The 22915-nt window shown below is 57.3% G+C and carries 23 protein-coding genes and 2 tRNA genes; 13 read left to right on the forward strand and 12 right to left on the reverse strand.

Going from position 1 to position 22915, the window contains the following annotated elements; all coding sequences use genetic code 11:
* The first annotated feature begins 54 nt into the window (after positions 1–54).
* The 8 genes from GC165_04870 (at position 55) to GC165_04905 (ending at position 6645) form a co-directional block, all read left to right on the forward strand.
* A complete protein-coding gene (locus tag GC165_04870) occupies positions 55–924 on the forward strand; it encodes a hypothetical protein (GenBank protein ID MBI1332195.1) in 870 nt (289 codons plus the stop codon).
* Between the two features lie 131 nt (positions 925–1055).
* Positions 1056–1631 carry a hypothetical protein gene (locus GC165_04875; protein ID MBI1332196.1) on the forward strand — a complete coding sequence of 192 codons (576 nt, stop codon included), beginning with the start codon at positions 1056–1058 and terminating at the stop codon, positions 1629–1631.
* A gap of 34 nt (positions 1632–1665) precedes the next feature.
* Positions 1666–2433, forward strand: coding sequence for a hypothetical protein (locus GC165_04880; protein MBI1332197.1), 768 nt, complete (start codon positions 1666–1668; stop codon positions 2431–2433).
* A complete protein-coding gene (ruvX, locus tag GC165_04885) occupies positions 2274–2831 on the forward strand; it encodes a Holliday junction resolvase RuvX (GenBank protein MBI1332198.1) in 558 nt (185 codons plus the stop codon). Before GC165_04880 ends, ruvX begins: the two co-directional genes overlap by 160 nt.
* Positions 2728–3834 carry an endolytic transglycosylase MltG gene (gene mltG, locus GC165_04890; GenBank protein ID MBI1332199.1) on the forward strand — a complete coding sequence of 369 codons (1107 nt, stop codon included), beginning with the start codon at positions 2728–2730 and terminating at the stop codon, positions 3832–3834. The genes ruvX and mltG overlap by 104 nt, the downstream gene beginning before the upstream one ends.
* Positions 3834–4922, forward strand: coding sequence for a YqeG family HAD IIIA-type phosphatase (locus tag GC165_04895; GenBank protein ID MBI1332200.1), 1089 nt, complete (start codon positions 3834–3836; stop codon positions 4920–4922). Before mltG ends, GC165_04895 begins: the two co-directional genes overlap by 1 nt.
* Positions 4844–5725: a shikimate dehydrogenase gene (gene aroE, locus GC165_04900; GenBank protein MBI1332201.1), complete on the forward strand. Its 882-nt coding sequence runs from the start codon at positions 4844–4846 to the stop codon at positions 5723–5725. Before GC165_04895 ends, aroE begins: the two co-directional genes overlap by 79 nt.
* Complete coding sequence (locus GC165_04905) at positions 5722–6645, forward strand: threonylcarbamoyl-AMP synthase (GenBank protein MBI1332202.1); 924 nt, start codon at positions 5722–5724, stop codon at positions 6643–6645. The genes aroE and GC165_04905 overlap by 4 nt, the downstream gene beginning before the upstream one ends.
* Here the strand turns inward: GC165_04905 and GC165_04910 are convergent, their stop codons facing one another.
* From GC165_04910 to GC165_04925, 4 genes are all read right to left on the reverse strand, one after another.
* A complete protein-coding gene (locus tag GC165_04910; GenBank protein MBI1332203.1) occupies positions 6646–7716 on the reverse strand; it encodes an amidohydrolase family protein in 1071 nt (356 codons plus the stop codon). It abuts the gene before it with no gap.
* The gene (gene dprA, locus GC165_04915; protein ID MBI1332204.1) at positions 7713–8696 is read right to left on the reverse strand and encodes a DNA-protecting protein DprA; all 984 of its coding nucleotides are present in this window, start codon (positions 8694–8696) and stop codon (positions 7713–7715) included. The genes GC165_04910 and dprA overlap by 4 nt, the downstream gene beginning before the upstream one ends.
* A gap of 34 nt (positions 8697–8730) precedes the next feature.
* Positions 8731–10380: a PQQ-binding-like beta-propeller repeat protein gene (locus GC165_04920; protein ID MBI1332205.1), complete on the reverse strand. Its 1650-nt coding sequence runs from the start codon at positions 10378–10380 to the stop codon at positions 8731–8733.
* 266 nt (positions 10381–10646) lie between these two features.
* Positions 10647–10723 (reverse strand) — tRNA-Ile (locus GC165_04925).
* Between the two features lie 114 nt (positions 10724–10837).
* Between GC165_04925 and GC165_04930 the strand changes: the two genes are divergently transcribed.
* Positions 10838–10923: transfer RNA gene (locus tag GC165_04930), tRNA-Leu, on the forward strand.
* 11 nt (positions 10924–10934) lie between these two features.
* Here the strand turns inward: GC165_04930 and GC165_04935 are convergent.
* From GC165_04935 to GC165_04965, 7 genes are read right to left on the reverse strand one after another with little or no spacing between them, the layout of a single operon-like run.
* A complete protein-coding gene (locus GC165_04935) occupies positions 10935–11807 on the reverse strand; it encodes a TIM barrel protein (protein MBI1332206.1) in 873 nt (290 codons plus the stop codon).
* Positions 11794–13239, reverse strand: coding sequence for an NADH-quinone oxidoreductase subunit NuoN (gene nuoN, locus GC165_04940; protein MBI1332207.1), 1446 nt, complete (start codon positions 13237–13239; stop codon positions 11794–11796). The genes GC165_04935 and nuoN overlap by 14 nt, the downstream gene beginning before the upstream one ends.
* Positions 13236–14825 (reverse strand): NADH-quinone oxidoreductase subunit M, encoded by a 1590-nt coding sequence (locus GC165_04945; protein MBI1332208.1) that lies wholly within the window; start codon positions 14823–14825, stop codon positions 13236–13238. The genes nuoN and GC165_04945 overlap by 4 nt, the downstream gene beginning before the upstream one ends.
* Positions 14822–16891: an NADH-quinone oxidoreductase subunit L gene (nuoL, locus tag GC165_04950; GenBank protein ID MBI1332209.1), complete on the reverse strand. Its 2070-nt coding sequence runs from the start codon at positions 16889–16891 to the stop codon at positions 14822–14824. The genes GC165_04945 and nuoL overlap by 4 nt, the downstream gene beginning before the upstream one ends.
* An 18-nt stretch (positions 16892–16909) precedes the next feature.
* Positions 16910–17245: an NADH-quinone oxidoreductase subunit NuoK gene (gene nuoK, locus GC165_04955; protein ID MBI1332210.1), complete on the reverse strand. Its 336-nt coding sequence runs from the start codon at positions 17243–17245 to the stop codon at positions 16910–16912.
* Positions 17242–17745 (reverse strand): NADH-quinone oxidoreductase subunit J, encoded by a 504-nt coding sequence (locus GC165_04960; protein ID MBI1332211.1) that lies wholly within the window; start codon positions 17743–17745, stop codon positions 17242–17244. Before GC165_04960 ends, nuoK begins: the two co-directional genes overlap by 4 nt.
* Complete coding sequence (locus GC165_04965; GenBank protein ID MBI1332212.1) at positions 17742–19052, reverse strand: hypothetical protein; 1311 nt, start codon at positions 19050–19052, stop codon at positions 17742–17744. Before GC165_04965 ends, GC165_04960 begins: the two co-directional genes overlap by 4 nt.
* A gap of 92 nt (positions 19053–19144) precedes the next feature.
* Here GC165_04965 and GC165_04970 point away from each other — a divergent pair, with 92 nt between their 5' ends.
* The 3 genes from GC165_04970 to GC165_04980 are packed head-to-tail and all read left to right on the forward strand — an operon-like array spanning position 19145 to position 21309.
* Positions 19145–19636 carry a hypothetical protein gene (locus tag GC165_04970; GenBank protein MBI1332213.1) on the forward strand — a complete coding sequence of 164 codons (492 nt, stop codon included), beginning with the start codon at positions 19145–19147 and terminating at the stop codon, positions 19634–19636.
* Between the two features lie 38 nt (positions 19637–19674).
* Positions 19675–20163 carry a hypothetical protein gene (locus tag GC165_04975; protein MBI1332214.1) on the forward strand — a complete coding sequence of 163 codons (489 nt, stop codon included), beginning with the start codon at positions 19675–19677 and terminating at the stop codon, positions 20161–20163.
* Positions 20164–20169: 6 nt separating this feature from the next.
* Complete coding sequence (locus GC165_04980; GenBank protein ID MBI1332215.1) at positions 20170–21309, forward strand: glutathionylspermidine synthase family protein; 1140 nt, start codon at positions 20170–20172, stop codon at positions 21307–21309.
* A gap of 4 nt (positions 21310–21313) precedes the next feature.
* Here GC165_04980 and GC165_04985 read toward each other — a convergent pair whose 3' ends face one another.
* The gene (locus GC165_04985) at positions 21314–21814 is read right to left on the reverse strand and encodes a hypothetical protein (protein MBI1332216.1); all 501 of its coding nucleotides are present in this window, start codon (positions 21812–21814) and stop codon (positions 21314–21316) included.
* Positions 21815–22025: 211 nt separating this feature from the next.
* Between GC165_04985 and GC165_04990 the strand changes: the two genes are divergently transcribed.
* The gene (locus GC165_04990; GenBank protein ID MBI1332217.1) at positions 22026–22835 is read left to right on the forward strand and encodes a PEP-CTERM sorting domain-containing protein; all 810 of its coding nucleotides are present in this window, start codon (positions 22026–22028) and stop codon (positions 22833–22835) included.
* The last annotated feature ends 80 nt before the right edge of the window (positions 22836–22915 follow it).

Below are 22915 nucleotides of genomic sequence, written 5' to 3' on the forward strand. Positions count from 1 at the left end.
TAAACGGTTAATACCGATCAGGAGTATCAAGTGGCAAAACGAAACAGATTTCCAATGACGCTGATCGCCCTCGTAGCCATGGCTACGGGAGCGGCAACAATCTTCGCACAAGACGGCCCCCCGCAGGACGGCTTTCAGGGTGGTCCCCAGGGCGGCTTCGGCCAAGGAGGACCCGGTCAAGGTGGCCCTCAGGGTGGTCCACGCGGCGGAATGCGCATGGGCCCTCCGCACGGTCCGATGCTTCTGCTCAATCCGCAGGTCATCAAGGAATTGAAAGAGACCGACGACCAGGTTAAGCAGATTCAGGACCTGATGAAGAATCAGCGCGGACAAGGCGGCCCCGGCGGCCCTCCGCCACAAGGTGGAGGCGGTGAAGGTGGTCCCGGTCAGGGTGGCGAAGGCTTCCAGGGCGGACCTCCTCCCCAAGGTGGCCCCGGGCAAGGCGGGCAAGGCCGCTTCAACCCCGAAGAGGGCAAGAAGATGGAAGCCGCGATCAAGAAGATCCTCAACGACTCGCAGTACAAGCGATACAAGCAGATCGACCTTCAGGTCGATGGCCCGCGAGCCTTCCTGCGACCAGAAGTCGCCGAGGCGCTCAACCTCACCGACGACCAGAAGGATCAGATGCACCAGATCATGGAGAGCAACCGACCGCAAGGTGGGCCCGGTCAGGGCGGACCTGGCCAAGGTGGCCCCGGACAGGGCGGGCCAGGGCAGGGTGGTGACCCGGGCAAGTTCGCCGACGAACTGATGAAGAAGCTCACGGCCGTCTTGACCGACACTCAAAAGTCCAAATTCAAGGAAATGACCGGCGCGCCGTTCAAGCTTGAGCGACCGCGAGGCGGACAAGGAGGTCCTGGTGGCCAGGGCGGCCCCGGAGGACCTCCTCCGCAGGGTGGCGGCTTCGGCGGCGGACAGAGCTAGTTTGGTTCTCTCTTCACCAAACCTATAGAACCAATCCAGGGAGCCGCAAGGCTCCCTTTTTATTCTTTGGCGAGCAGTTCGTTGGCGCATCGTGAAGACGCCGTCTCGCATACCCAAATCACGACTCTATAATGAACATCGTGAGCGAAGAGACACTCCAATTCATTCGTGATGTCGAAGATGGGTACATCGGTAAGGTTCGGCGTGCGTTGAAGCGAAATCCTGAACTCGTTCACGCTCGAAATGACTACGGTGCCACTCCGTTGCACCGCGCCGCTGTCTTCGCTCAGATTGAAGTCGTGAGGTTACTCCTGGCTTTTGGTGCGAACGCAAATGCAACCGAGCGCAGTCGATCGACGCCGCTTCACTTTGCTTGCCACGACTTTTACGATTCGATTCCGGTCATGAAGCTCCTGGTCGATGCTGGCGCGCAACTGGACGCTCGCGACAAGCAATGGGATTCGGCCCTCATGACGGCCGCCAACTACTCCAACTTACCGGCCGTCTCATTTTTGTTGGCGGTAGGTGCACGCATCGACTTTCGCGATCGCCACGGCAGAACCGCTTTGGACATCGCGATCTGGCAATTCGACAGTATCCCAAGGACGGATAAGTACTTCGAGCAGTTGGCCACACAAGAGGTCGTTATCTTCCTCTTGCGCCAAGCCACAAATCTCAATCACTCAATTGCCGTTGCACCTACATAGCGACCGGCAGTCCCGAATCGAATAAACTAGGGGGGTGAGTCCGCGCCTTCGCTTTGCCCTCGGGGCCGTACGCAAAGCCGGCCAATCGACCCTCGACCATTTTCAAAACAGCGTCGTGGTCGAGATGAAGGCGGATCACTCTCCCGTCACCGTCGCCGACAAAAACGCCGAGCAAATTCTGCGCGACGAGATCGGAAGGGAGTACCCCGGAGAAGCGATCCTTGGCGAGGAACAGGGCCTCACCGGGACCGGCACCACGCGCTGGATCATCGACCCAATCGATGGCACGAAGTCCTTCGTCGCCGGAGTCCCGCTCTACGCCACCCTCCTCAGCTTCGAGGTCGACGGCGTTCCCCAACTCGGCGTCGCCTACTTCCCTGCTCTCGACGAAATTGTCTACGCCGAGCGTGGTCTTGGATGCTTCTGGAACGACAAGCCAGTACGGGTCACTTCGCGCACCACCGTGCAAGACGGCTTTCTTGCCTGTGGCGGGCCGAACAGCATGGTCAAATACGGCCGATGGCAGGGCTTCGAAGAACTTTCTAAGGTAGCTCTCGCCACCCGAACCTGGAGCGACGCCTACGGTCACTGTCTCGTCGCGACGGGCCGAGTGGACGCCATGATCGACCCAGTCGTTAGCCGTTGGGACCTCAGCGCCATTCGCGTCATCATCGAAGAAGCCGGTGGGCAATTCACCGACTTCAACGGAGGCGATCCGTTCGCCAAAGGCGACTTTGGCCTGGAGGCCATTTCGTCCAACGGCCACGTTCACGATCAGATCCTCCGGGTGTACCGTTCGTGAGGGTGCTGGGCATCGACTTCGGCGGCAAACGAATCGGAGTTGCCGCCGGAGAGACCGACCACGCCGTCGCCTCGCCTAGGCCCGCGCTCGAAGCCACCGGAACTTTGCGCCTCGATGCCGCGAATATCGTCGAAATCGCGAAAAAAGAGGAGTGCGAATCCGTCATCATCGGTTTACCGTTAGTAAACGGCGAAGAAACAAAGATGTCGAGGATTTGCCGAATGCTGGGCGCGGAGATCGAGAAGCTGGATTGGCCCGTCGTCTACATCGACGAATCCCTCACCTCGGCCACCGCTGAATCGGCCCTCAAGAACCAGGATTGGACTGCCGCCACGCGCCGAAAGCACCTCGATAGCGAAGCCGCCTGCCAAATCCTGGAGAGGTACTTCCGTGGCTAGAAGGCGCCGGCTGGGATGCAAGTGGATTCTCTTGCTCCTGCTCGCCTCGCTGGTCGGCGCCCCTTATGCTTGGTTCCGCATGGTAACGGGTGGAAGTGAGCACGGCCCGGCTAAAACCGTCATCTTCACCAAACAACGAAGACTATCCTCCGTCATCGACGAGTTTGCCCAGGCAGGCTACATCAAGAACGCGTTTGCGACCAAGGTCCTTGCCGTCGTCAAAGGAGTCAAACGGACAATCGCTCCCGGTGCCTACAGCCTGAGCACCGGCATGTCGTCCGAGGAGGCTCTCGATGCCCTGAAGTCGCCCATCAAGCAGATGGTGCGAGTCCCCGAAGAGCGGTGGATTGCCCGGGTCGCCAAAGTGCTCGAAGACAAGAATGTGTGCAAAGCGGCCGACTACATCGCCCTTTCGAATCGGTCCGACAAGTTCGAGGACATGGGCATCCCATTCTTTAACGAGTCTCTAGAAGGCTTTCTGTACCCCGACACGTACAACTTCGCCCCCGGTATTGGTGCCGAATGGGTCATCCGCCGCCAGCTCATGAACTTCCAGAAGAAGACCGAAGGGCTTGGCCTCACCAAGGAAAACGTGCGGCGAACGTTGATCATTGCTTCCCTTCTGGAGCTCGAAGCGAGCGACTATAAAGAGAAGCAGATGATCGCTGGCGTCATCGAAAACCGGCTGATGCACGGCATGCGCCTCCAGATCGATGCCACCGTCAACTACGGCCTCCAACTGTGGCGGCCGCTGGTCTACGCAGACTACACCTCGGTCAAATCGCCCTATAACACCTATCTCTACAAAGGTCTTCCGCCCGGGCCGATCTGCTCACCGACGGTGGACAGCATCAAAGCAGCCCTGAATCCTATCAAGCACAATATGGTGTACTACATCACGATGCCCGACGGAGTGACGCGATTCACGGCGACCTACAAGGAGCATCTGGTAAACGTAAAACTGCGCGACAAACTGAAGGCGCAGAAGAAGGCGACGCAGTAATGGGATTTCGGCCAGGACAATTCGATCGATCGCGGACGGGCGTGCTCCGCTCGTTTTGTCCGGCCCACGCCGTTGCGTCCCTGCCCGAAATCAGCCTCGACCAGCTTCGATCCGAAGGCAAAATGCTCATTCTTTTGGATGTGGACCACACACTTGTAAAGTGGAAGCAAGAGGAATTCTCTCCCGAAGTCTTGGCCTGGGTGGCCAAAGCCAAAGAAATGGGCTTCCACCTCTGCATCCTCAGCAATACCCGCCACCCGGAGCGCCTCGGAAGACTCGCCGAGAAGCTCGGTATCGAAACATTCCGCGGGAGATTTAAGCCCAGCACCCACATGTACGAGATGGCGCTGGAGCACTTCGGCGAGAAACCGGAAAACGCGGTGATGATCGGCGACCAAATCATGACCGACGTCCTCGGCGCAAACCGAAGCGGAATCGACGCGATCTGGGTCCAGAAGATGGAGGGACCGGAGTTCATCGGCACCAAGTTCAATCGAATGATGGAACTTTTGGTCACGAGTTTGCTTTATCGTTCCTTGGTGACTCCTTCCGACGCTATCGATACCAATCCCAATGTGCCACTGTTGGAGCGGACCATTGTCAAACAGATCCTCAAATTCTGCTTCGTTGGCGGCATTTCGTTTGTCATCGATTTGGGAATCCGATTCCTGCTGATGAACGTGATTCGTCTGAATGGCGATCTCCTCAGCGACGAGGTCGGTCGGTCGCTCACCAGCCGATTTCCAACCATTTTCCAGTTCGCGTCGGGTCCAGACAAAGCCTTCTACCCGATCGCCGTTTTCATTGCCGCCTCGGTCGCGATGTTCAACTCGTTCGCCCTCAACCGCTCGTTCACGTTTCGGGTGCAAGGCAATGAGGGCAAGGGCGGGCAACTGGCCCGAGTCTACGTCGTCGGCTACATCGGCATGGCTCTGAACATCCTCATCTCCTCGGGCCTTTACAACATCATCCCGGGACACCGCAAGATCAGTCTTGTTGTCAGCGCCGTATGCGCCGCCTTCATAGTTGCGGCCTGGAACTTTGTTGGCCAGCGATACTTCGCGTTCCGCGTCCACAAGAGCGAATGAACGAAGTCTTCGACTGGAAAAATGCTCCCTCCGCCGAGTTCGCCGTCATCGGCCACCCAATCTCGCATAGCCTTTCCCCCAAGATGCACGCCGCGGCGTTTGCCGCCCTTGGTCTGTCGTCTTCTTATGTCGCCATTGAGGTTCAGCCTGGCGAAGTTGACTCGGCCCTTGACCATCTTGCATCGCTCGGTTATCGGGGCGTCAATGTAACCGTGCCCCACAAGGAAGACGCTTTTCGCTGGTGCGAAACCGTAAGCGATGTCGCCCAGCGTCTGCACGTTTGCAATACCCTCGATTTACAAAAAAGGGACGGAACGAACACCGACGGAATCGGCTTCATTCGAAGCCTCGATGGACACGACTTTGGCAGTCGTCAAGCCTTGGTCCTCGGGGCCGGTGGGAGCGCCCGTTCGATTCTCGACTCCCTTCTGGCCGATGGCTGGGAAGTCTTCTTGTGGAACCGGACGCAGTCCCGCGCGGAAGAGCTAATCCAGCGCTTCAGCTTCGAAGCAACGCTGATTGACCGCCCATCCTTGGCGGGGAAAAGCTTGGTCGTCAACACGACCTCCGCAAGCCTCGGAGGGCATCGCTTGCCCTTACAGTGGTCCGAAGCCAGTCATGAAACCCTGGCTTACGACCTCGCCTATGGGCACGGACTGACGCCGTTTCTGGCCGATGCCGCCGAGCACGGCTTACCTGTGCTGGACGGGCGAAAGATGCTAATGGAGCAGGGGGCCGCCGCCTTCGAGTTTTGGTGGGGCAAGACCGCTCCCCGCAAGGAGATGCTCGCCGCCCTCCAATGAACCTGCTCTCGCCCACTCGCGAAAACCTCCTTTCAGTAGCCACAGCCTTGTTGGCCGGACAAAACGCGATCCTGCCGACGGAAACCGTCTACGGTCTGGCCGCCGACGCGACCAACGAAGATGCGGTGCGCAATATCTTTGCCCTCAAGGGTAGGCCAGCCGATAATCCGCTCATTGTCCACGTATCCTCCCTCAAACAAGCAAGCGCTTTCGTGCTGGAGTTCCCCGAGATTGGCAATCGGTTAGCCGAAGCGTTCATGCCAGGGCCGCTCACTCTCGTGGTGCGCAAAAGGCCCACGGTTTCTGACATTGTGACCGGTGGGCTCGACACAATCGCCATCCGCATGCCGGACCATCCGGTCTGCTTGGCCGTGATGGAGCTTGGCAACATCGCGCTGGCCATGCCCAGCGCCAATCCGTTCATGGGGCTCTCTCCGACTCGGATTGACATGGTCGATGCCGAACTCGCCGAGAAGGTTTTCGCTGTCGTGGACGGCGGTCCGTGCCCATTCGGTATCGAATCGACCGTGGTCGATATCACCGGTGAGCCGAGCATCCTTCGCCCAGGTTCGATTTCGCGACAGGAGATCGAAGCGGTTCTCGATCAGCCGGTTTCTTCGTCCGCAAGCCAAAGCGGGCGGCGCTCCCCCGGCCAATACCGCCGTCACTACTCCCCAAAGACTCGGTGCTCGATCGTCGCAAAACTTGCGCTGGGTCAACCTGGCTTGACGCTTTCGGAGGCGAGTACCAATCAGATTCAGATGCCGACCGACCCGAAGGAATATGCCCGACTCCTGTATGCGTCGATGGCCGAACTGGATTCCCTAGGTCTGTCTGAATTCGGCATCGAAGCGCCTCCTGAAGATGCCCGCTGGACCGCCGTATGGGATCGTCTGATCAAAGCGACCGCGACGGCCTAACTATCCGACGTCAAACGACGCCAACAGCTCGCCCGTGTTTTCGTCCACCAAATTCCACTTTCGCGGATGCCCCTTGATCCGCAACGCCTCGCGCGGTGCATAACAGCACAAATCTGCCGCCACGTCTACGCCAAAGTCTTCGGTCAAATTCTCGAAAGCCTTTCGGAGCGTGATCGCCGAACCTGCCAGGTTCCCGCCATCGGCCAGCCGAACATCGCCCTCACCCACCACGCAGTCGAGTCCCCACATCTTCAGCTGCGTCCCTGGCTCTAGGCCGGAGGCCATGGTCGAATCGCTGACGGCGATCACTTGACCATCGACCAGGCGTGTTTGAATCAGCACCATCGCCGCCTCCGGGCTTACGTGGATGCGGTCATAGATCAGTTCGGCAAAGAAGGGAGTCAGGGTCATCGCCGCTCCCGCCGCACCCGCCTCCCGATGATGAAAGCCCCGCATGGCGTTAAAGGTGTGCGTGCTGTGCCGCAAGCCCGCCTCATGACCCTTCTCGGCTTCCTCATAGGTCGCGTCAGTATGGCCCATGCTCGCAATCACCTTGCGTTTCGCCAGGCGACGAATCAGGTCGAGCGCCCCTGGGCGCTCGGGAGCCAGCGTCACCACCCGCAAGCGACGATCATCCAAAATCTCATCCCACTCCGACGAACCCGTAGGGGGATCGATAATGAATTCCTTGGGTTGCGCGCCCGGATACTTCGGCGAAATGAAAGGTCCTTCCAAGTGGAAGCCGAGGACCATAGGGTCAGCGGGTAGGTTCGCCAGCGCCTTCTTAACATCAGATGCCGGTGCCGTAACCGTAGTGGGCAGAAATCCTTCGTAGCCGTCGCCAGCGAGCTTCTTACAAAGGACACTCATCTGCTCCTTCGTTGCTGACATAAAGTCGATGCCGTAAGCGCCATGAAAGTGAATATCGACAAAGCCAGGAACCAGCACGCCCTCCGGCTCGCCGTTCTTGATGTCCGTCATCTCGCCCGTCTCCGTATCGAACCGAATGAGGTCGAGCCCATCCTCCCCGGGCGTCAGGGCCACAATGCGACTTCCGTATTTCTTCGTCATAGCGCTTTCGCAAATCCTCCGTGTTCTCGGATCACCCGTCCTTCCAGTTCCAGAATGGTAAGTTCCGCGAGCACTTCGCTCATCTCCATTCCAGTTAACTCGACAATCTTCTCAACTGGCATCGAATTCGCGTCAAGAACGCTCAAAATTTTCGCGGCCGGACCCTGAACCGCCGCCTTCGGCTGAACTGCGCGCGGTTCGATGCCTAGCGATTCGATCACCTGCATCGGGTGATCGAGCAGAGTCGCCCCATCGCGGATCAGCGAGTGCGAACCTTGGAACCCGAATTGATCGATCGGACCCGGAACCACAAAAACCTCTCGACCTTGCTCAGCGGCAAAGCCCGCAGTTCGGATTGCCCCGGACTTGAGCGGCGCCTCGATCACCACCACCGCCGAACTCAAGCAGGCGATCAGATGGTTACGCAAAATGAATTTGTAGTCTGCCGGCTTAGTGCCCGCGGCAAACTGGCTGAGGAGCAAACCACGCTCCTTCATCCGCTGAAAAAGGCCGGAATGCGCCGACGGATAAACATGGTCCACCCCGCAAGCCAGCACTGCAATGGTCGAGCCGCCCGCCGCCAAAGTGCCTTCGTGAGCGGCCGCATCGATGCCGACGGCACCGCCGCTGACAACGGTAATCCCGTGCCGGGCGAATTCCTCGGCGAACTTGCGCGCGCAGACGCGGCCATAAGAGGTTGCGCTCCGTGTTCCGACAATCGCCACCATCGGCTGATCAAACGCCTCACGATTCCCAGAATAGAGGAGTGCAGGCGGCACTCCCGAAGCGTAAGCGAGGCTGTCCGGATAATCATCCTCAGCCAGGACCCGAATGTCACCAGCGAAGCTGTCGATGGCCAGAACGGCGCTGAGACGTCGCTTCTCCGATTCGGTCAACAAAGAAGACGCCAAAAGAGCTTGGCCCCAATTGGAAAGAGGGTCGAGAGACTCTGCAATCTCTCGACCCTTCTGAATCGGCATTTCTGTTGCCAGAAACGCGTTCCAGTTCTGGAAACTAGCCGGCTCCAGCGCCGGTTCCGCCTCCGCCGAAGCCGCCCTTGCCGCCTTTGCCGCCCGGTCGTCCGCCGTTAGTCGTGCTGTCTTCTGTGCCTGGTCGCTTCAGCGGATCCAGCGCATTATCGACCCGGATCGTCACCGAAAGGTTCGTTTGGTTACCCATCCAGTCCGAAGCCGTGATGTGAACCACGTGTCGTCCGTTGGCGATCATCGGGTTCTTCTTAAACTGCGAAATCTGGCAGATCAGATAGCCGTCTCGACCGAAGTCAAAGTTGTAGGCCTTTCCGTCGATGTCCATCTTTACGCTGGAAATGTTAACGCCGGACGCTTCGTCCTCAATCTTGAAGATGAATTCCTGACCAGACTTACCGGAAACGAGTTCGCCTTGGCTCGGCCAAACCTGCTTCACTTCCGGGCCAATCAGATCGACGCCGCTGTTCATATCGAACGCCAGCAAGCTTGCATCTTCCGCCGGAACCAAAAGCGTGTGCCCGCATAGAGCCACCGGAGCCGTGATCTGCTCAACCACGATCGGATCGTTATTCGTCGAGGAGCTAGCCTTGCTTCCTCCTTGTCCAAATCCGCCGGGGCCGCCCTGACCGAAACCGCCGGGGCCAGCGCCTTTTCCAGTCGTGCCGCTGTCGGAGCCCGCATTGCGCGCCGCATCGTTCATCGGGCGAACGTAGTACTGCCAATCGACCGTTCCCGCCGAACTGACGAGTTGAACGGAACCGTTGATGGTCGGAACGACGAATTTCTTGCCAACGCACGTCGGCATGACGCTTGGCTGGGAGCCCAACTCGATCGGCTTGCGGGTGATGATGTTGCCGCCGTCGTCATAGAAGTAGGCGTTGCCCTGCTGGCTGATCGCCAAGACCATGCCGTTCCCGACAGCCGGGGCGAAGATCATTCGCTCGCTCATCGGCTTCTGCCATCGAAGGGACCCCGACGAGGCGTTTAGGCAAGCCATGTAGGTGCCAGTGTAAACGTACAGGTAACCCTCGGAGACCGTCATCGAGCCATCAGGGGGTGCGACACCGAACGGCTGTCGCCACGCGACCTTCTTCGATGCGAGGTCGATTGCCTGAAGGTTGTTGCGTCCATCAAAGAAGGAAACGACGCTTCGACCGTCGGAGTAGATCGGTCCGCGGATTCCGTCGAGAATTCGATAAGGAGCGTCGTAGATCGCATTACCCGTGCCAGAATCGACGCCCATCAGGTTGCCGCCGTCCATCGCAAAGGCGATATTCTTGCCGACCGCCACAATCTGACCGGAGATCGCATACGGTGCCTGGTACAGCCACTTCAGTTCGCCAGTATTCGGGTCGAGGCCGTAAATTTCTTTTTTGTCGTTGTAGGAGCAGAGAACGCCGTTAACGAGAATCGGTGCGCGTCGGAAAATGCCGGGCGAAGGAGCGCCGTTCGGATACTTCCACTTGGTGTTGCCAGTGGCCTGGTCGATCGCGTAAACGCGGTTACCGAGGTTGAAATAGATTGTATTGCCATCAACCACCGGGGACCCGTTCGGCGAAACCGGCGATCCTTGTTGCCACCTCCACGCCAGAGGGGCGGGACCGTCGAATTGTGCGGCCGCAATGCCGCTTACCATCGCAAGGGAGGCAATGACGAAACTTCGAACTCCAACCATATTTGTACAGCGTCTCCAAGGTCGCCTCGCGACCCGTCCTTGGACATTGTAATTCTACTAGGGTCGTTTTGTCCAGGGTTACAAGGCGTCTACCCTTTAGACGCACGAAAAATTCTGTGGATTCACGGTTTTGCCCTTCGCAAGAAATTGTTAATTGAAAAGCCCACAAAAGTGGCCGTCAGAAGGAATCGCAGAGACTTGGAGTCTGCCTTGAATGAGGTACAGGGGCGAACTCCACGTCCGTAAGCTGAAGATTCGCGGAAAATTGGTGGGCCCAGGTGAACTCGAATCACCGACCTCACCCTTATCAGGGGTGTGCTCTAACCAACTGAGCTATGAGCCCGCGAGGAAATAGTTATACCAGATCGCGATTCGTACTTTCTAGAGTGAGGACTGCGGACATCAATTTTCAATCCTCGTTCGAAACGAGTCGGATTCAGATATACTTTTTGGGCCCGCCCGGGTGGCGAAATGGTAGACGCAGAGGACTTAAAATCCTTTGGTAGCAATACCGTGAGGGTTCGAGTCCCTCCCTGGGCACCAAACCCCTTCATCTAAAGGGCTTCAACCTTCGAACGGAGCCAGTCCATCCCGGCACGCGTGGCCTCAACTCCGTCTTCGCCGCACTCCATTTCCAAGTCGATGAAAATCGGCTTTTCGCCGACCTTTTCGATCAGTACCGCCAGCGCCTCTTCGATTGGCACTACTCCCTCTCCGAGCCGACATCCGTCGTAGCCAACGCCCTTGTTCGAACGGTAAACGCCGGGTTCCGCGGGACGGAAGTCCTTCACGTGGATCAGGGCCGGAGCTGGGAGCTCACGCGCCGCCTCCACTGCGTCCACGCTCGCCAGCAGGAAGTTCCCAACATCGAAGCATAGACCCGTGTTTCGTCCCTGCAGAGGCTCCAGAATGGACATCAGCCGCGAAGGCGTCGCGAAGACATTACCGTGGTTCTCTAGCGCCAACGTCACGGACGCATCGTCGAGATCCTTAAGGGCATCGATGGTGCGGTAGCGAACCAGATCGATGCTATCCGTCGATGTCGGATTGCCCGAGAACACCCTCACAACGCTCGCGCCGATTTCCTTCGCCAAGTCGATACCCAAGCGAATTTTTTCCCGCTCCAAAATCAGCCGACCGGTGTCGTCATGATTGAAGTCGTTGGTCACCGAAATACTGTGAATCTTAAGGCCGGTTCTCGCCAGCGCCTCCTTCGTCTCCTCCAGCAAGTGGTCGACCTTGGCCTGGTGCGGTAGATGATCACGCACTTCACCCGGCTCATAGAGGAAAGCGTCCAAGAGCTCGACGCCATCGGCTCCGACCTCCTTCGCAAAGTCGATGAACCGCCCTGCCGACATCTCGCCTCGACGCCACGCGGCGATCACCGAGTACCACGAAATGCCGAGCGAAACGTTACCGCTGGCCAAGTTGGCTAACCAAGGGGGCGTAGAAGATCACACTTCCGACAACGACGAGTGCGCAGATGGCCAGGGCCGAGATCGCTCCAGACGAGAGTTCGTATCCGGTCGTGGTTTCTCCTTCTTCCGAATAGGCAGATCGCACCAGCTTGAAGTAATAGAACGCGCCGAACGCAGAGTTCGCCACTAGTACGATGGCCAGCCAAGCCTGGTCAAGTCGCACCAGGTCCGACACGATCAAGACCTTTCCAACAAAGCCCGCCACCGGCCCAATACCGATCTGCGAAAGCACAAACACAACCAATAGAGCCGCCAGCATCGGATGTCGCTTCGAGAGTCCGCGAAGCGAGTCGATCGTTTGCGGTCCCTCCTGATCACCCTCGGCGAGGGCCAGGATGATGAACACGCCGAGCGTCGCAAAGACGTACCCGATCAGGAAGTACAGCAAAGTCCAGTTAGCCGCCGAACGAGCGGCCGAAAGAGCCGCGAGAAAAGCCATGATGTAGCCAGCATTGGCCACCGACGAATACGCCAGTAGTTTCTTGGTCTCGGACTGCGTAAACGCCATCGCATTGCCCACCACCATCGACAGAACACTCAGGGCGACGCAGGCCGGAAAAGCAACGTGCTGCAGCGGCGCGCTCTGCGCGATCAAGTGGTACAGCGCGATGAAGGGACCAACCTTTGCTCCCGTCGCCATGAATGCCACGATATTGGTCGGAGCGCCGGAATAAACGTCCGGAATCCATTGGTGGAAAGGAGCGACACCGCACTTGAAGCTGAATCCAACCAGGATCAGCACGAAGCCAAAAACATCGAGCGACTGGTAAGGAGCATTCGCCTGCGATTTGAAGAACGAGAATCCATCCAGGTTCAGCGTGCCCGATGCCCCATAATGGAACGCGATTCCGTACAGGAAGAAGCCGGTGGCAAAGGCACCCAGCAAGAAGTACTTCAGCGCCGCCTCTTGAGAAAACTTCGACCGCTTGTTCATGCCGGCCAGAACATAAAGCGATATCGACAGCAACTCCAAGCCAACGAAGATCGCCAGCAGGTTGCTGGAGGTGCACATGATCATGCCGCCCAGCGAAGCCCAGCAGATGAGCGGATAGAACTCCGGACAATGAATCCGAGTTCGCTTGAAGTATGGATTGCTAATGAGAACCACTACGAAGGTGCTCAGCAGAATGAGGGTCTCGGCCAAGATTCCGCTCTTGTCCTTGAAGACCATCTCAAGCTCCATGTACTCGTTGCCGATCAGCCCGAGCTGCGAGAGCAGGGCGACGAATACACATGCCAGCGTCCAGCCGAACAGCGAATTCGACGTCCCTTTCGGCTTGACCATGTGCAGGACCAGGCCGAGCATTCCCGTCACCGCCAGGGCGATGTACGGAAACATGGGGGCGAATTCGAAAGCAGGAAGATTGAAAGGAGGCTTCATCGCGGTTCCTCCGTCTGGCTCTTTAATGCCATCAAGTCAGGATTGGTTGGCTTAGCCACGATGATCTCGGCTGGCTTTTGCGCTTCGGTCATGGCCTGGATCGTCTGCACGCGTGGCTCAAGCGAGCGTAGCATCGTCATCGGCAGGATGCCAAGAACCAGAATGATGACGGCAAATACAGTCCCGATCAGCATTTCGCGCGGGTTCAAGTCGCGCAGAGGTTCACTCCCCTCGGCTCGCTTGCCGTAGAACATCCGCTGATACATATACAGCAAGTAACCGGCCGACAACACGGCGCCGCCCGTCGCGATGTAGGCGAAAATCGGCGTCAGTCCGTTCACGCCTGCATGGCCCGCAGTGAATGCACCGAGTAGGGCGAGGATCTCACCAACAAAACCACTCGTGAACGGCAGGCCCAAGTTGGTGAGCATCGCCACCAGGAAGAGGGTCGAAAAGATCGGCATCGTCTTTTTGAGGCCGCCAAGTCCGTCCAGGGAGCGGACCGATGTTCGGTCGTAAAGGAAGCTGAGCAGGACGAAAACCGCCGCCGCCGCGATGCCATGGTTCACCTGCTGGAATGCCGCCCCCATCATGCCGTAATGGTTGAGGGAGAACAATCCGATCAGGATGTAGCCGACGTGGCTCACGGTCGAAAAGGCCATCAAGCGTCCTGGATTCTTCTGGATCGCCGCTAGAATTCCACCGTAAACGATGCCAACGACTCCGATGCCCACGATGATCGGAGCATAGGCGCGGCAGGCATCCGGGAAGAGCGGAAGCACAAAGCGGAACATGCCGAACGTACCGACCTTCAGCACCACACCAGCAACAATCGCTCCGATCGGCGCATCTTCATAGGTGTCGGCCAGCCATCGGTGCATGGGCACCACCGGAGATTTCACCAAGAAGGCAATCATGAAGCCCCAAAAGGCGAGCGATTGGAGCGGCCACGAATTTGCCCAGAGCCCTTCTTTCACGAATTGCTGAAGGTGTAGCAAGTTCAGGTCCGGTTGGCCCGTATGATGGGTGGCTTGGTTGCCGACGACGGTAATGCCCACCAGCATCAGAAGCGAACCGGCAAAGAGCACACCAACGTATCGCAGAGCCGACTTCCCTTTTTGGCCCGACCCCCAACCGAGGATCATCAGCGCAACCGGGATCAGGCTCAACTCGAAGAAGGTGTAAAACAGCAGCAGGTCGAGGCTACTAAAGACTCCGAAAAGGGTCCCTTCCAAACAAAGCAACAACCCGAAGAACTGGTTCGATCTTTCGGCCGGTTTGGAAATCAGCACCGCGATCAAAGTCAAAAACGCAGTCAGAAGCATCATCCAAACGGCGACGCTATCCACTCCCACAAAGTAGTTCGCCCCAATGGTCGGAATCCAGTTCGCATAGGTTCGATACTGGAAGTCGTCTCCGCCGCCGATGAAGGTCTTCGTCAGTGCGCCGCACAGAACGAGCATTCCGATCGAAACAATGCTTCCGATGACCTGCGCCACTTTGGAAGCCTGCGGGGCCAGCGCCAAAACGATGCCCGCGACGATCGGAACGAAAATCAGGATATTGAGGAGAGGAAGTCCGTTCATGGGTGCCCTCCCTTGAAGAAGTAGATCACAATCAATGCGAGTCCGACCACCCCAACCAACATGCTCAGGGCGTACATACGAACGATGCCCGTCTGGAAGACTCGAACCACACCAGCCACGAACTCGGTCAGCCTGCCGATGCCAACGCCCGATCCTCCGATCAGCCGCTCATCGACGCCGTCGTCTAGCATGGTCGCGATCTCGGAGCCGCCTTCGACCGACATCGTGGTCATCGCTTGGTCATAGCCGAACTGGCTACCAACCCAGCCACGAACCATTCTGAACAAGAAGAATTCCTTGGCCTTGGTCTTGGGGAGGCCACGGAAGTAGAGGAAGATGCCAAGAACGATACCGCCGATAGCCACGCCAATCGCAATCTGCTGGAGGTAGCTAGCCGCCTCGTGAGTATCCAGGGCCGAAGCCGTCGGAGCCGCCAGCCAATTCTTGAATCGCTCGCCTTGGCTGAGGTACCAACCGCCACCTGCGCTCAACACAGCCAGAATCACCAACGGCAGCCACATGCTGATCGGCACTTCGTGCGGGCGATGGCTCGGCGTCAAGCCATGATGGTGCTCCTCGCCTTCTTCGTGCTCGTGGCCTTCGTCGACCGGCATTTCTTCGTGCGACTCGCCTTCCTCGATGGCGGCAACTTCGTGCCCGTCAGGTGTCGCCATCCATCGTTCTTTCCCAAAGAATGTCAGCATCATCAGCCGAGTCATGTAGAAGGCCGTCAGCAACGCTGCCGCCAATCCGATGTAGCCCGCATATTGCCCGGCGTTAAATCCGTAGCGGGTGGCTGCCGCATTTTCGAATGCGGCTCCCAAAATCTCCTCCTTCGAGTACGACCCAGACAGAAGCGGCACACCCGCAATCGCCAACCACGCGATCGTCATTGTCACAAAGGTGAACGGCAGGTACTTCTTCAGGTTGCCGTAGTTGCGCATGTCCTGGTCGTGCGCCATCGCATGGATGACCGCACCGGCGCCAAGGAACAACAGCGCCTTGAAGAACGCGTGCGTCGTCACGTGGAACATGCCCGCCCACGAAGCGCCTACACCGCAGGCAATGAACATGTAACCCAGCTGAGACACCGTCGAGAACGCCAAGACTTTTTTGATGTCGGTTTGCCCGCAAGCGATGATCGCAGCGAAGATGGCTGTGAACGCGCCCACCAAACACACCACCATCGAAGCGATGGTCGAAATCTCATAAACCACGTGCATCCGGTTCAGGAGCACCACGCCCGAGGTGACCATCGTGGCCGCGTGGATCAGCGCCGAGACCGGCGTTGGACCTGCCATCGCATCGGGCAACCAAAGGTACAGCGGGAACTGAGCCGACTTTCCGCATGCTCCAACGAACAGCAACAGGCCGATTGTCGTGGCCAGCGGCACATTGTGTGTCAGCGCGTCGCGCAGAATCGGGAAAATCGTGTCGTAGCTGAGGTACCGCGTATCCGACAGGTGATGTTGGTCGCTGTGGGTCGCGACTGTCGCCACGATCAGCAACAGGCCAAGGGTAAGGCCCCAGTCACCGATGCGGTTAACCACAAACGCCTTGTTTGCCGCCCGCGAATTCGCCAAGTCTTCGTACCAAAAGCCGATCAGCAGGTACGAACACAGGCCAACACCCTCCCAACCGACGAACAGGAGGAGCAGGTTGTTGCCGAGCACCAGCATCAGCATCGAGGCGATGAAGAGGTTCAGATAGGCAAAAAATCGGCCGTAATCCTTCTCTTCCGACATGTAGCCCGTCGAATACAGATGGATCAGCGATCCAATTCCCGTAATGATCAGCACCATCGTCATCGAAAGCGTGTCGATACGAAGCTCGAATGGAATCGTTAGTCCCTTGATGTCGATCCAAGGAACGCTGGCCACGACCGTTGCCGCCGAGGGGTCCATCCCCATCGCGATCTTCGCCCCAATCAGGAACGAAAGAACGATCGGCACCACGGCAAGGATTCCAAGAATCCGCTTACCGCCCGCCGTCCCTTGCAGGCCAGGGCCAAGAAAGGTTTGCAGCAAAGCGCCGAGGACGGGAAGTCCGAGGGCAATCCAAATCATTCCGTTTCCGTCCATCCCTTACCCCTTGATCAAGTTCAAATCGTCGACATCGACTTCTTCCTTCAGTCGATAGATCGCCATAATGATGCCCAGGCCAACCGCGACTTCTGCCGCCGCAACCGCCATTACGAAGATGACCATCATAGGCCCGCTCATGCCTTGTGCCAACGTATGGCCCTCGGTTGCAAAGCGGTACCGCGCAAATGAAAGGAAAGCAAGGTTGACGGCATTCAGCATCAGTTCGATGCACATGAAAATCACGATCGGGTTTCGGCGAATAATGACACCGACCACACCGGTTGTGAACATGAACATGCTGAGGCCGAGATAGGCGGCTAGCGGTACGCCGTTCATGGAGTCCTCTTTTTAGCCAAAAAGACGGAGCCGACAACGCCGACGAGCAACAAGATACTCACAACTTCAAACGGGAACACGTACGACGTGAACAAAGCGTCGCCAATCAACTGCGGACTGCCAACCTGGTTCACCACCGGAGCGGCGTCGACATTGATCGTTGCGGGCAGAATCTGGCTCGCCAACAACCCGAACAGCACAAAACCAAATAGCAATCCGATCGGTCGCTTCAGGTCCCGCTTTTCCTCCAACAGCTTCGGATTCAAAAGCATGATCACGAACACGAACAAAACCATGATCGCGCCGGCGTACACCATGATCTGCGAGATACCCAAAAGCTCCATATTCAGGCTGAAGTAGAGGAACGCCAGCAGGAAGAAGTTGAAAACGAGGCACAGCGCGCTTCGAACCGCGCTCTTAGAGGCCACCACGCCGACCGCGCCCAACGCTGCCGGACCCGCCAGCATGGCAAACACGATCAGTTCGGGAGTGATCTTCACGAAGTCGCCTCCTTGTTCGAAACCACCTCGACGGTTCGGCGGTTCGACGACACCATGTTCACACTGCGCGAGCGGTATTGCGGCTCCAGCTTCTTGGCCCGATGCCGAACCATCGCCCACACAAAGAACAGGATCGCATAGAGCACGATGCCCGTGATCCAGCCTGCGGTCGGGCTATAAACTTTCGTGGCAAAAATCCACGTAGCCGTGATCATTAGGTTTGCCACCGCCAGCGGAAGGAGGAAGCGCCAGCCCAGGTTCATCAACTGGTCATAACGCAGCCGTGGGAACGTAGCCCGTACCCAAATGTAAACCGAGAGGCCGACCGCGCCCTTGAACAACATCACGACCAGCCCCATCAGGTAGCTGTTCTCGAGCGGCGCCAGCGCATCCCATCGGATCGGAAGCTGGTACCCGCCAAGGAAGACCGTGGCGAACACCATGCTGAAGGTGAACATCGCCATGTACTCGGCCATCATGAACAAGCCCCACCGTTTCGTGCTGTACTCGGTGTGATAGCCCGCCACCAGTTCGTTTTCCGCTTCAGGAAGGTCGAACGGCGGCCGGTTGGTCTCCGCCAGCATGCAGATGAAGAACACCACTGCGGAAATAAAGCCCATCGGGGTGAGGATGTTCCAGTTGTGCAGGAAGCTGATCTCGCCAAATAGCGGCTGAGCCTGCGCATTAACTATGTCCGTCATCTTCAGCGAACCGGTGGTCATCACCATCGCCGCCAGAGAAACACCCATCGCCAACTCATAAGAGATCAACTGGGCCGAGGCTCGCAAACCACCAAGCAGAGAATATTTGTTGTTCGAGCTGTATCCGGCCAAAACCGTTGAATACGCACCAAGCGAGGAAATCGCGAGGATATAGAGCAGACCAATATTGACGTCGGCCACCGGAGTAAATCGCGTGTCGCCGCCATAGGGAATGGTGCAGCCAAGCGTCAATGCGACAAACAAAGCGATCAGTGGCGCAAGGATGAAGAGGAACCGGTCGGTCTTGTCCGGCATGATGTCCTCCTTCAAAAAGAGCTTCAGACCATCGGCCATGGACTGCGCTAGGCCGAAAAGCTTGAACTTTTTACCCCTCAGAAAGCCCGGAACGACCTTACTGGTGCGCGAGAAAGTGATGTTGCCCGTTCGGTTCGGACCGATGCGATCCTGCATCCAAGAAAGGAGGCGTCGCTCGTACCAAATGATGAAAGGAACCGGAGCGAAGATTGGGATGATTGCCAGAATAGCCCGCCCGAATGCAGAAAGAACGTCTTGGATGGTGGGGTTTAGGCTGTGTAACCAGTCCATTTGGCAGTCCAAAGAATTTACCTGAGATCGTTCCGTGGATGCACTTAGGTACCGATTCCTCGCCGCAGGATTGTTACAATGTCTTCGATCCCATGAAACTGACGACGCTGACTTTCTCCATGACACCGGACCATTTTCGGAAGCTTGCCGTCAAGGCAAACCTTCGGCTGTACGTCCCAATTTCAATCCTGCTCGGCTTGATCGGTGCGCTCGTCGTCGCTTTCTCTGGTGTACAAAATGGAGTCCCCATAGCTGTCATTGTCTTTGTCGCCGAGGTTGCCTATGGAACGCTCCTTTCCTTTTCTGCCAGCCAGAAGCGGGTCATCTTGAAGCTAAATAAAGGGATTTTTGAGCGGAGGCGGATCATGGAATTCGACGAAGACGGCTACACTTCGAGGTCGGATTCTGGCAGCCATTCTTACACGGTCTGGAGCGATGTGGTACAGGCCAGCCATGTTTACGAGGTCACCAACCTCTACCTGTCTCGCCTCTACGTCGTCCAAATCCCCGATTCAGCGTTTCCTTCTTCGCGTGAACGCGACCAACTGCATCAACTTCTTCGATCGAAATCCCTGCTGAAATAGTGCAACCCAAAAATCCCTAGAAATAGTATCTTTTCATTGTGAAAAAATCTTCTGCTGTACCAGCGACGTTCTGTGCGGCAGTCGCCGCGCTCATCCTCCAGGGTTGCTCCAGCCCCGTCTCCGTCCGGCGGTGCGTGGACCCAACTAACGGCACCATTCTTCCCGATACGGCCTGCACCAATCCGATCATCGCCACCACGTACCGTGGAGGACGATATGCCCGCGTTCCATCGTCCACTGGTAACGTCTGCATCGATACAAATTCGAACCAAGTCGTGCCCGACTCATACTGCCGCAACACCACCAGCTACTACCCAGGCTACTATCATGCCGGGCGTCTTATACGGTCACCGCGATGGGGCTACGATGGTAGCGTTTCAAGCGGGAGGGTCACCAATTTCACCTCGACTCCGAGAGCAGGGTCCGATATCCACTCCTCCAGTGGAGGGTTTGTTTCCCATAGCTCGACAAGCACATCCCGAGGTGGATTCGGATCGACCGGTCGAGGCTTCAGCGCATTCTCTTAAACGCCAATGAGAAGAATTCCGATTGCTCCTCGCCCAAATTGGCAGGCAAAGGTCGAGGAATGGGGCCTCGTGTTCCACACCGATGAAGATCTCGTCTACTGGAACGAAAGCGCTTATTACGAATTTACGGCTCGTGAAATCGACGAACTCGAAACCGCCACCAACAAGCTGCACGCGATGTGCCTCGAGGCCATCGACCACGTCATCACCGAAAAGCGCTATGACCTATTCGGCTTCTCGCCAAAGGTCATTCAGGCGATCGAATGGTCGTGGGAAGCCGAGCCTCCGACCCTTTACGGCAGGTTCGACTTCGTGTACGACGGCTTCCACCCACCCAAGCTCCTGGAATACAACGCCGACACACCGACCGCGCTCCTCGAAGCCGCCGTCATCCAATGGAAGTGGCTGCAAGATTTGTTTCCGCACCGAGACCAGTTCAACTCGATCTGGGAAGGGCTCGTCGAGCAGTGGACGTGGCTGAAAACAAACCGAAAGCTCCTCGGAAGCCAAATCCACTTCGGTCATGGCGATCTCTGGGAAGACGAGTTAACGGTGGCGGTCCTCCGCGATACTGCGCAGGAAGCTGGACTCGCGACCGTCTCCCTGCTCATGGAGAACATCGGCTGGGATCACGCCCGTCAGTGGTTCGCCGACGAGAACAACATGAAGATTTGGACCATCTTTAAGCTCTACCCCTGGGAGTGGATGGTCAAAGAACAGTTCGGCGATCTCGCCCTCGACAACCTGAAGGACACCCAATGGATCGAACCGGTATGGAAGATGGTGCTCTCCAACAAGGCGCTGATGGCCCTCCTTTATGAACTCTTTCCTTCGTCGCCATATCTACTGCCCGCCTATCTGGACGGACCCCGAAGTATGCGGCGGTACGTCGAAAAGGCAATCCTTGGTCGGGAGGGCGCCAATGTCACGATTTACGACGGCGGCTCGGTCGTCGAGAGCCGAGGTGGCGACTATGCGGCATCGGGAAGCCTGTTTCAGGAGTATGTCGAGATTCCGAACTTTGACGGCAACCACCCGATCATCGGAAGCTGGATCGTCGGCGAAGACGCGCGTGGCATCGGCATCCGCGAGACGGACGGCCTCATTACCGACAATATGGCGCGCTTCGTGCCGCATCTCTTTTAGGCTTCTAGCCCTTCTCTCGCTTCAAAACCAACGGATGAAGGGCCGTCTCCTTTCCCTCCGCATCTACGACGTTCAGCGTCGTCTCATACTGGTCGCCAACAATCTTCGAGTGATTTCGCCAATGGCCAGTATCGCCGGATAACCCGGTGAAATCGAAAATCAGCTCACCCGTTCCTAGGGTGATGTGGCCGAAATAGATCGTCGTCCCGTTGTGCTGGTCAAGGTAGAAAACCTGATTCGTTTCGGGATCGATGCCCATCTTGGCGTGCATCTTCAATACCGGCTTCTTGGGATCGCCGACAATGCCGTCTGACTCCACCACTCGGCCATCTTCGACGAGCCGAAAACGAATCTCCACTGGCAACTTCTCGCCGACTGTACCGCGCCACACGCCGCCAACCATCGCCTTGACTTGCGCAAAAACATTGTTCGCCTCCGCGACATTGGCTTGAGCAAACACGGACGAAGACAAAGCGATCCATCCCAAAAGGGCAAAGTGTTTCATGCCTCATTATTGATCGGCCACGCCCCAAGTACAAGTGCCTACCTTGGCCTTGGTCAACCTGAGAAATTCAATACCGAACAATTGCTGGCTAATCTATCGAGATACCCTCAAGACCAAAAATGGTAATTTTGCGCGCTAGTAGAACTGCCAGATTTGCAACATCAGGTTCAAAAACCCTGATAACATTGACGAGGTTTTGGAGATACCTCTCATGAAAACTCATTTAATTACCATTAGCATTTTTGCAGGCTTGGCATCGCTGGGGAACGCGCAAGGTTACTTCAGTGACAACTTCGACTCGTCCAGTCAGCTGGACTACTACGGCGTGGACCGCGAGGCTCCTCTGTCGTTCACGACCGGGAACTTCTTTGGCCACACCGCCGCGAAGCTCTCCGTGTGGGACGACTCTGGTCAGACCAACTCGTTCTACGACTTCCAGGGAGAACAGCGCTATGGCGACACCGCCCATTCGACGGGCTTTGCCCTTCCGGCGGTGGGAACGAAGCTCAGCATGGACATCTACGTCCCGTCTTCGTGGAACGGTACCGCAAGCGGCTCCGACGACAAGCGCGGTGGCGACCTCTGGGCTCGCTACGACGACGTCACCCAAACCATCGGTAACGACGCCTATCCGACGGTCGGCTTCTACAACGAAGGCGACGGCAACGGCCTCAACATCGAAACGTTCGACACCTACACGGGCAACATTTCGGTTATCCCGCTCGCTTCGGCTAACGTTCAGCTCGACGGTTGGAACAACCTCTCGATGATCTTCGACGGCACCTCGCTGAACTCGTACGTCAACGGTGTGCTCGTCCACAGCGATAGCAATGCGGGCTGGGCCAATGTGGCTTCACTCGAATCTGGCTTCATCCAGGGCTGGCGACCGCTGTCGTGGGTTGGCACGACCAACAGCTATGACGTCGTGGTCGACAACTTCCAGGCCGTTCCGGAACCGGCGACCTTCGCCGCCCTCGGACTCGGCGGCCTCATGCTCCTGCGCCGACGCAAGAAGGCATAACAAAAAAGCCCCTTCTGATTGCGAAAAAGGGGCGAGCATTCAGCGATTCTCCAAATTGCGTGGAACCGTTGAACTCGCCC

The organism is Armatimonadota bacterium, assembly GCA_016125185.1.
In the GTDB taxonomy this organism is placed as follows: domain Bacteria; phylum Armatimonadota; class Fimbriimonadia; order Fimbriimonadales; family Fimbriimonadaceae; genus Fimbriimonas.

Coding starts and splice junctions, on each gene's coding strand:
- GC165_04905 (MBI1332202.1), top strand. CDS start 5,722: ATGAACCTGCTCTCGCCCACTCGCGAAAACCTCCTTTCAGTAGCCACA.
- GC165_04990 (MBI1332217.1), top strand. CDS start 22,026: ATGAAAACTCATTTAATTACCATTAGCATTTTTGCAGGCTTGGCATCG.
- GC165_04870 (MBI1332195.1), top strand. CDS start 55: ATGACGCTGATCGCCCTCGTAGCCATGGCTACGGGAGCGGCAACAATC.
- nuoL (MBI1332209.1), bottom strand. CDS start 16,891: ATGATTTGGATTGCCCTCGGACTTCCCGTCCTCGGCGCTTTGCTGCAA.
- GC165_04945 (MBI1332208.1), bottom strand. CDS start 14,825: ATGAACGGACTTCCTCTCCTCAATATCCTGATTTTCGTTCCGATCGTC.
- nuoN (MBI1332207.1), bottom strand. CDS start 13,239: ATGAAGCCTCCTTTCAATCTTCCTGCTTTCGAATTCGCCCCCATGTTT.
- GC165_04895 (MBI1332200.1), top strand. CDS start 3,834: ATGGGATTTCGGCCAGGACAATTCGATCGATCGCGGACGGGCGTGCTC.
- dprA (MBI1332204.1), bottom strand. CDS start 8,696: ATGCCGATTCAGAAGGGTCGAGAGATTGCAGAGTCTCTCGACCCTCTT.
- GC165_04910 (MBI1332203.1), bottom strand. CDS start 7,716: ATGACGAAGAAATACGGAAGTCGCATTGTGGCCCTGACGCCCGGGGAG.
- GC165_04875 (MBI1332196.1), top strand. CDS start 1,056: ATGAACATCGTGAGCGAAGAGACACTCCAATTCATTCGTGATGTCGAA.
- GC165_04970 (MBI1332213.1), top strand. CDS start 19,145: ATGAAACTGACGACGCTGACTTTCTCCATGACACCGGACCATTTTCGG.
- nuoK (MBI1332210.1), bottom strand. CDS start 17,245: ATGAACGGCGTACCGCTAGCCGCCTATCTCGGCCTCAGCATGTTCATG.
- aroE (MBI1332201.1), top strand. CDS start 4,844: ATGCGCCGCCTTCATAGTTGCGGCCTGGAACTTTGTTGGCCAGCGATA.
- GC165_04965 (MBI1332212.1), bottom strand. CDS start 19,052: ATGGACTGGTTACACAGCCTAAACCCCACCATCCAAGACGTTCTTTCT.
- GC165_04985 (MBI1332216.1), bottom strand. CDS start 21,814: ATGAAACACTTTGCCCTTTTGGGATGGATCGCTTTGTCTTCGTCCGTG.
- GC165_04980 (MBI1332215.1), top strand. CDS start 20,170: ATGAGAAGAATTCCGATTGCTCCTCGCCCAAATTGGCAGGCAAAGGTC.
- GC165_04920 (MBI1332205.1), bottom strand. CDS start 10,380: ATGGTTGGAGTTCGAAGTTTCGTCATTGCCTCCCTTGCGATGGTAAGC.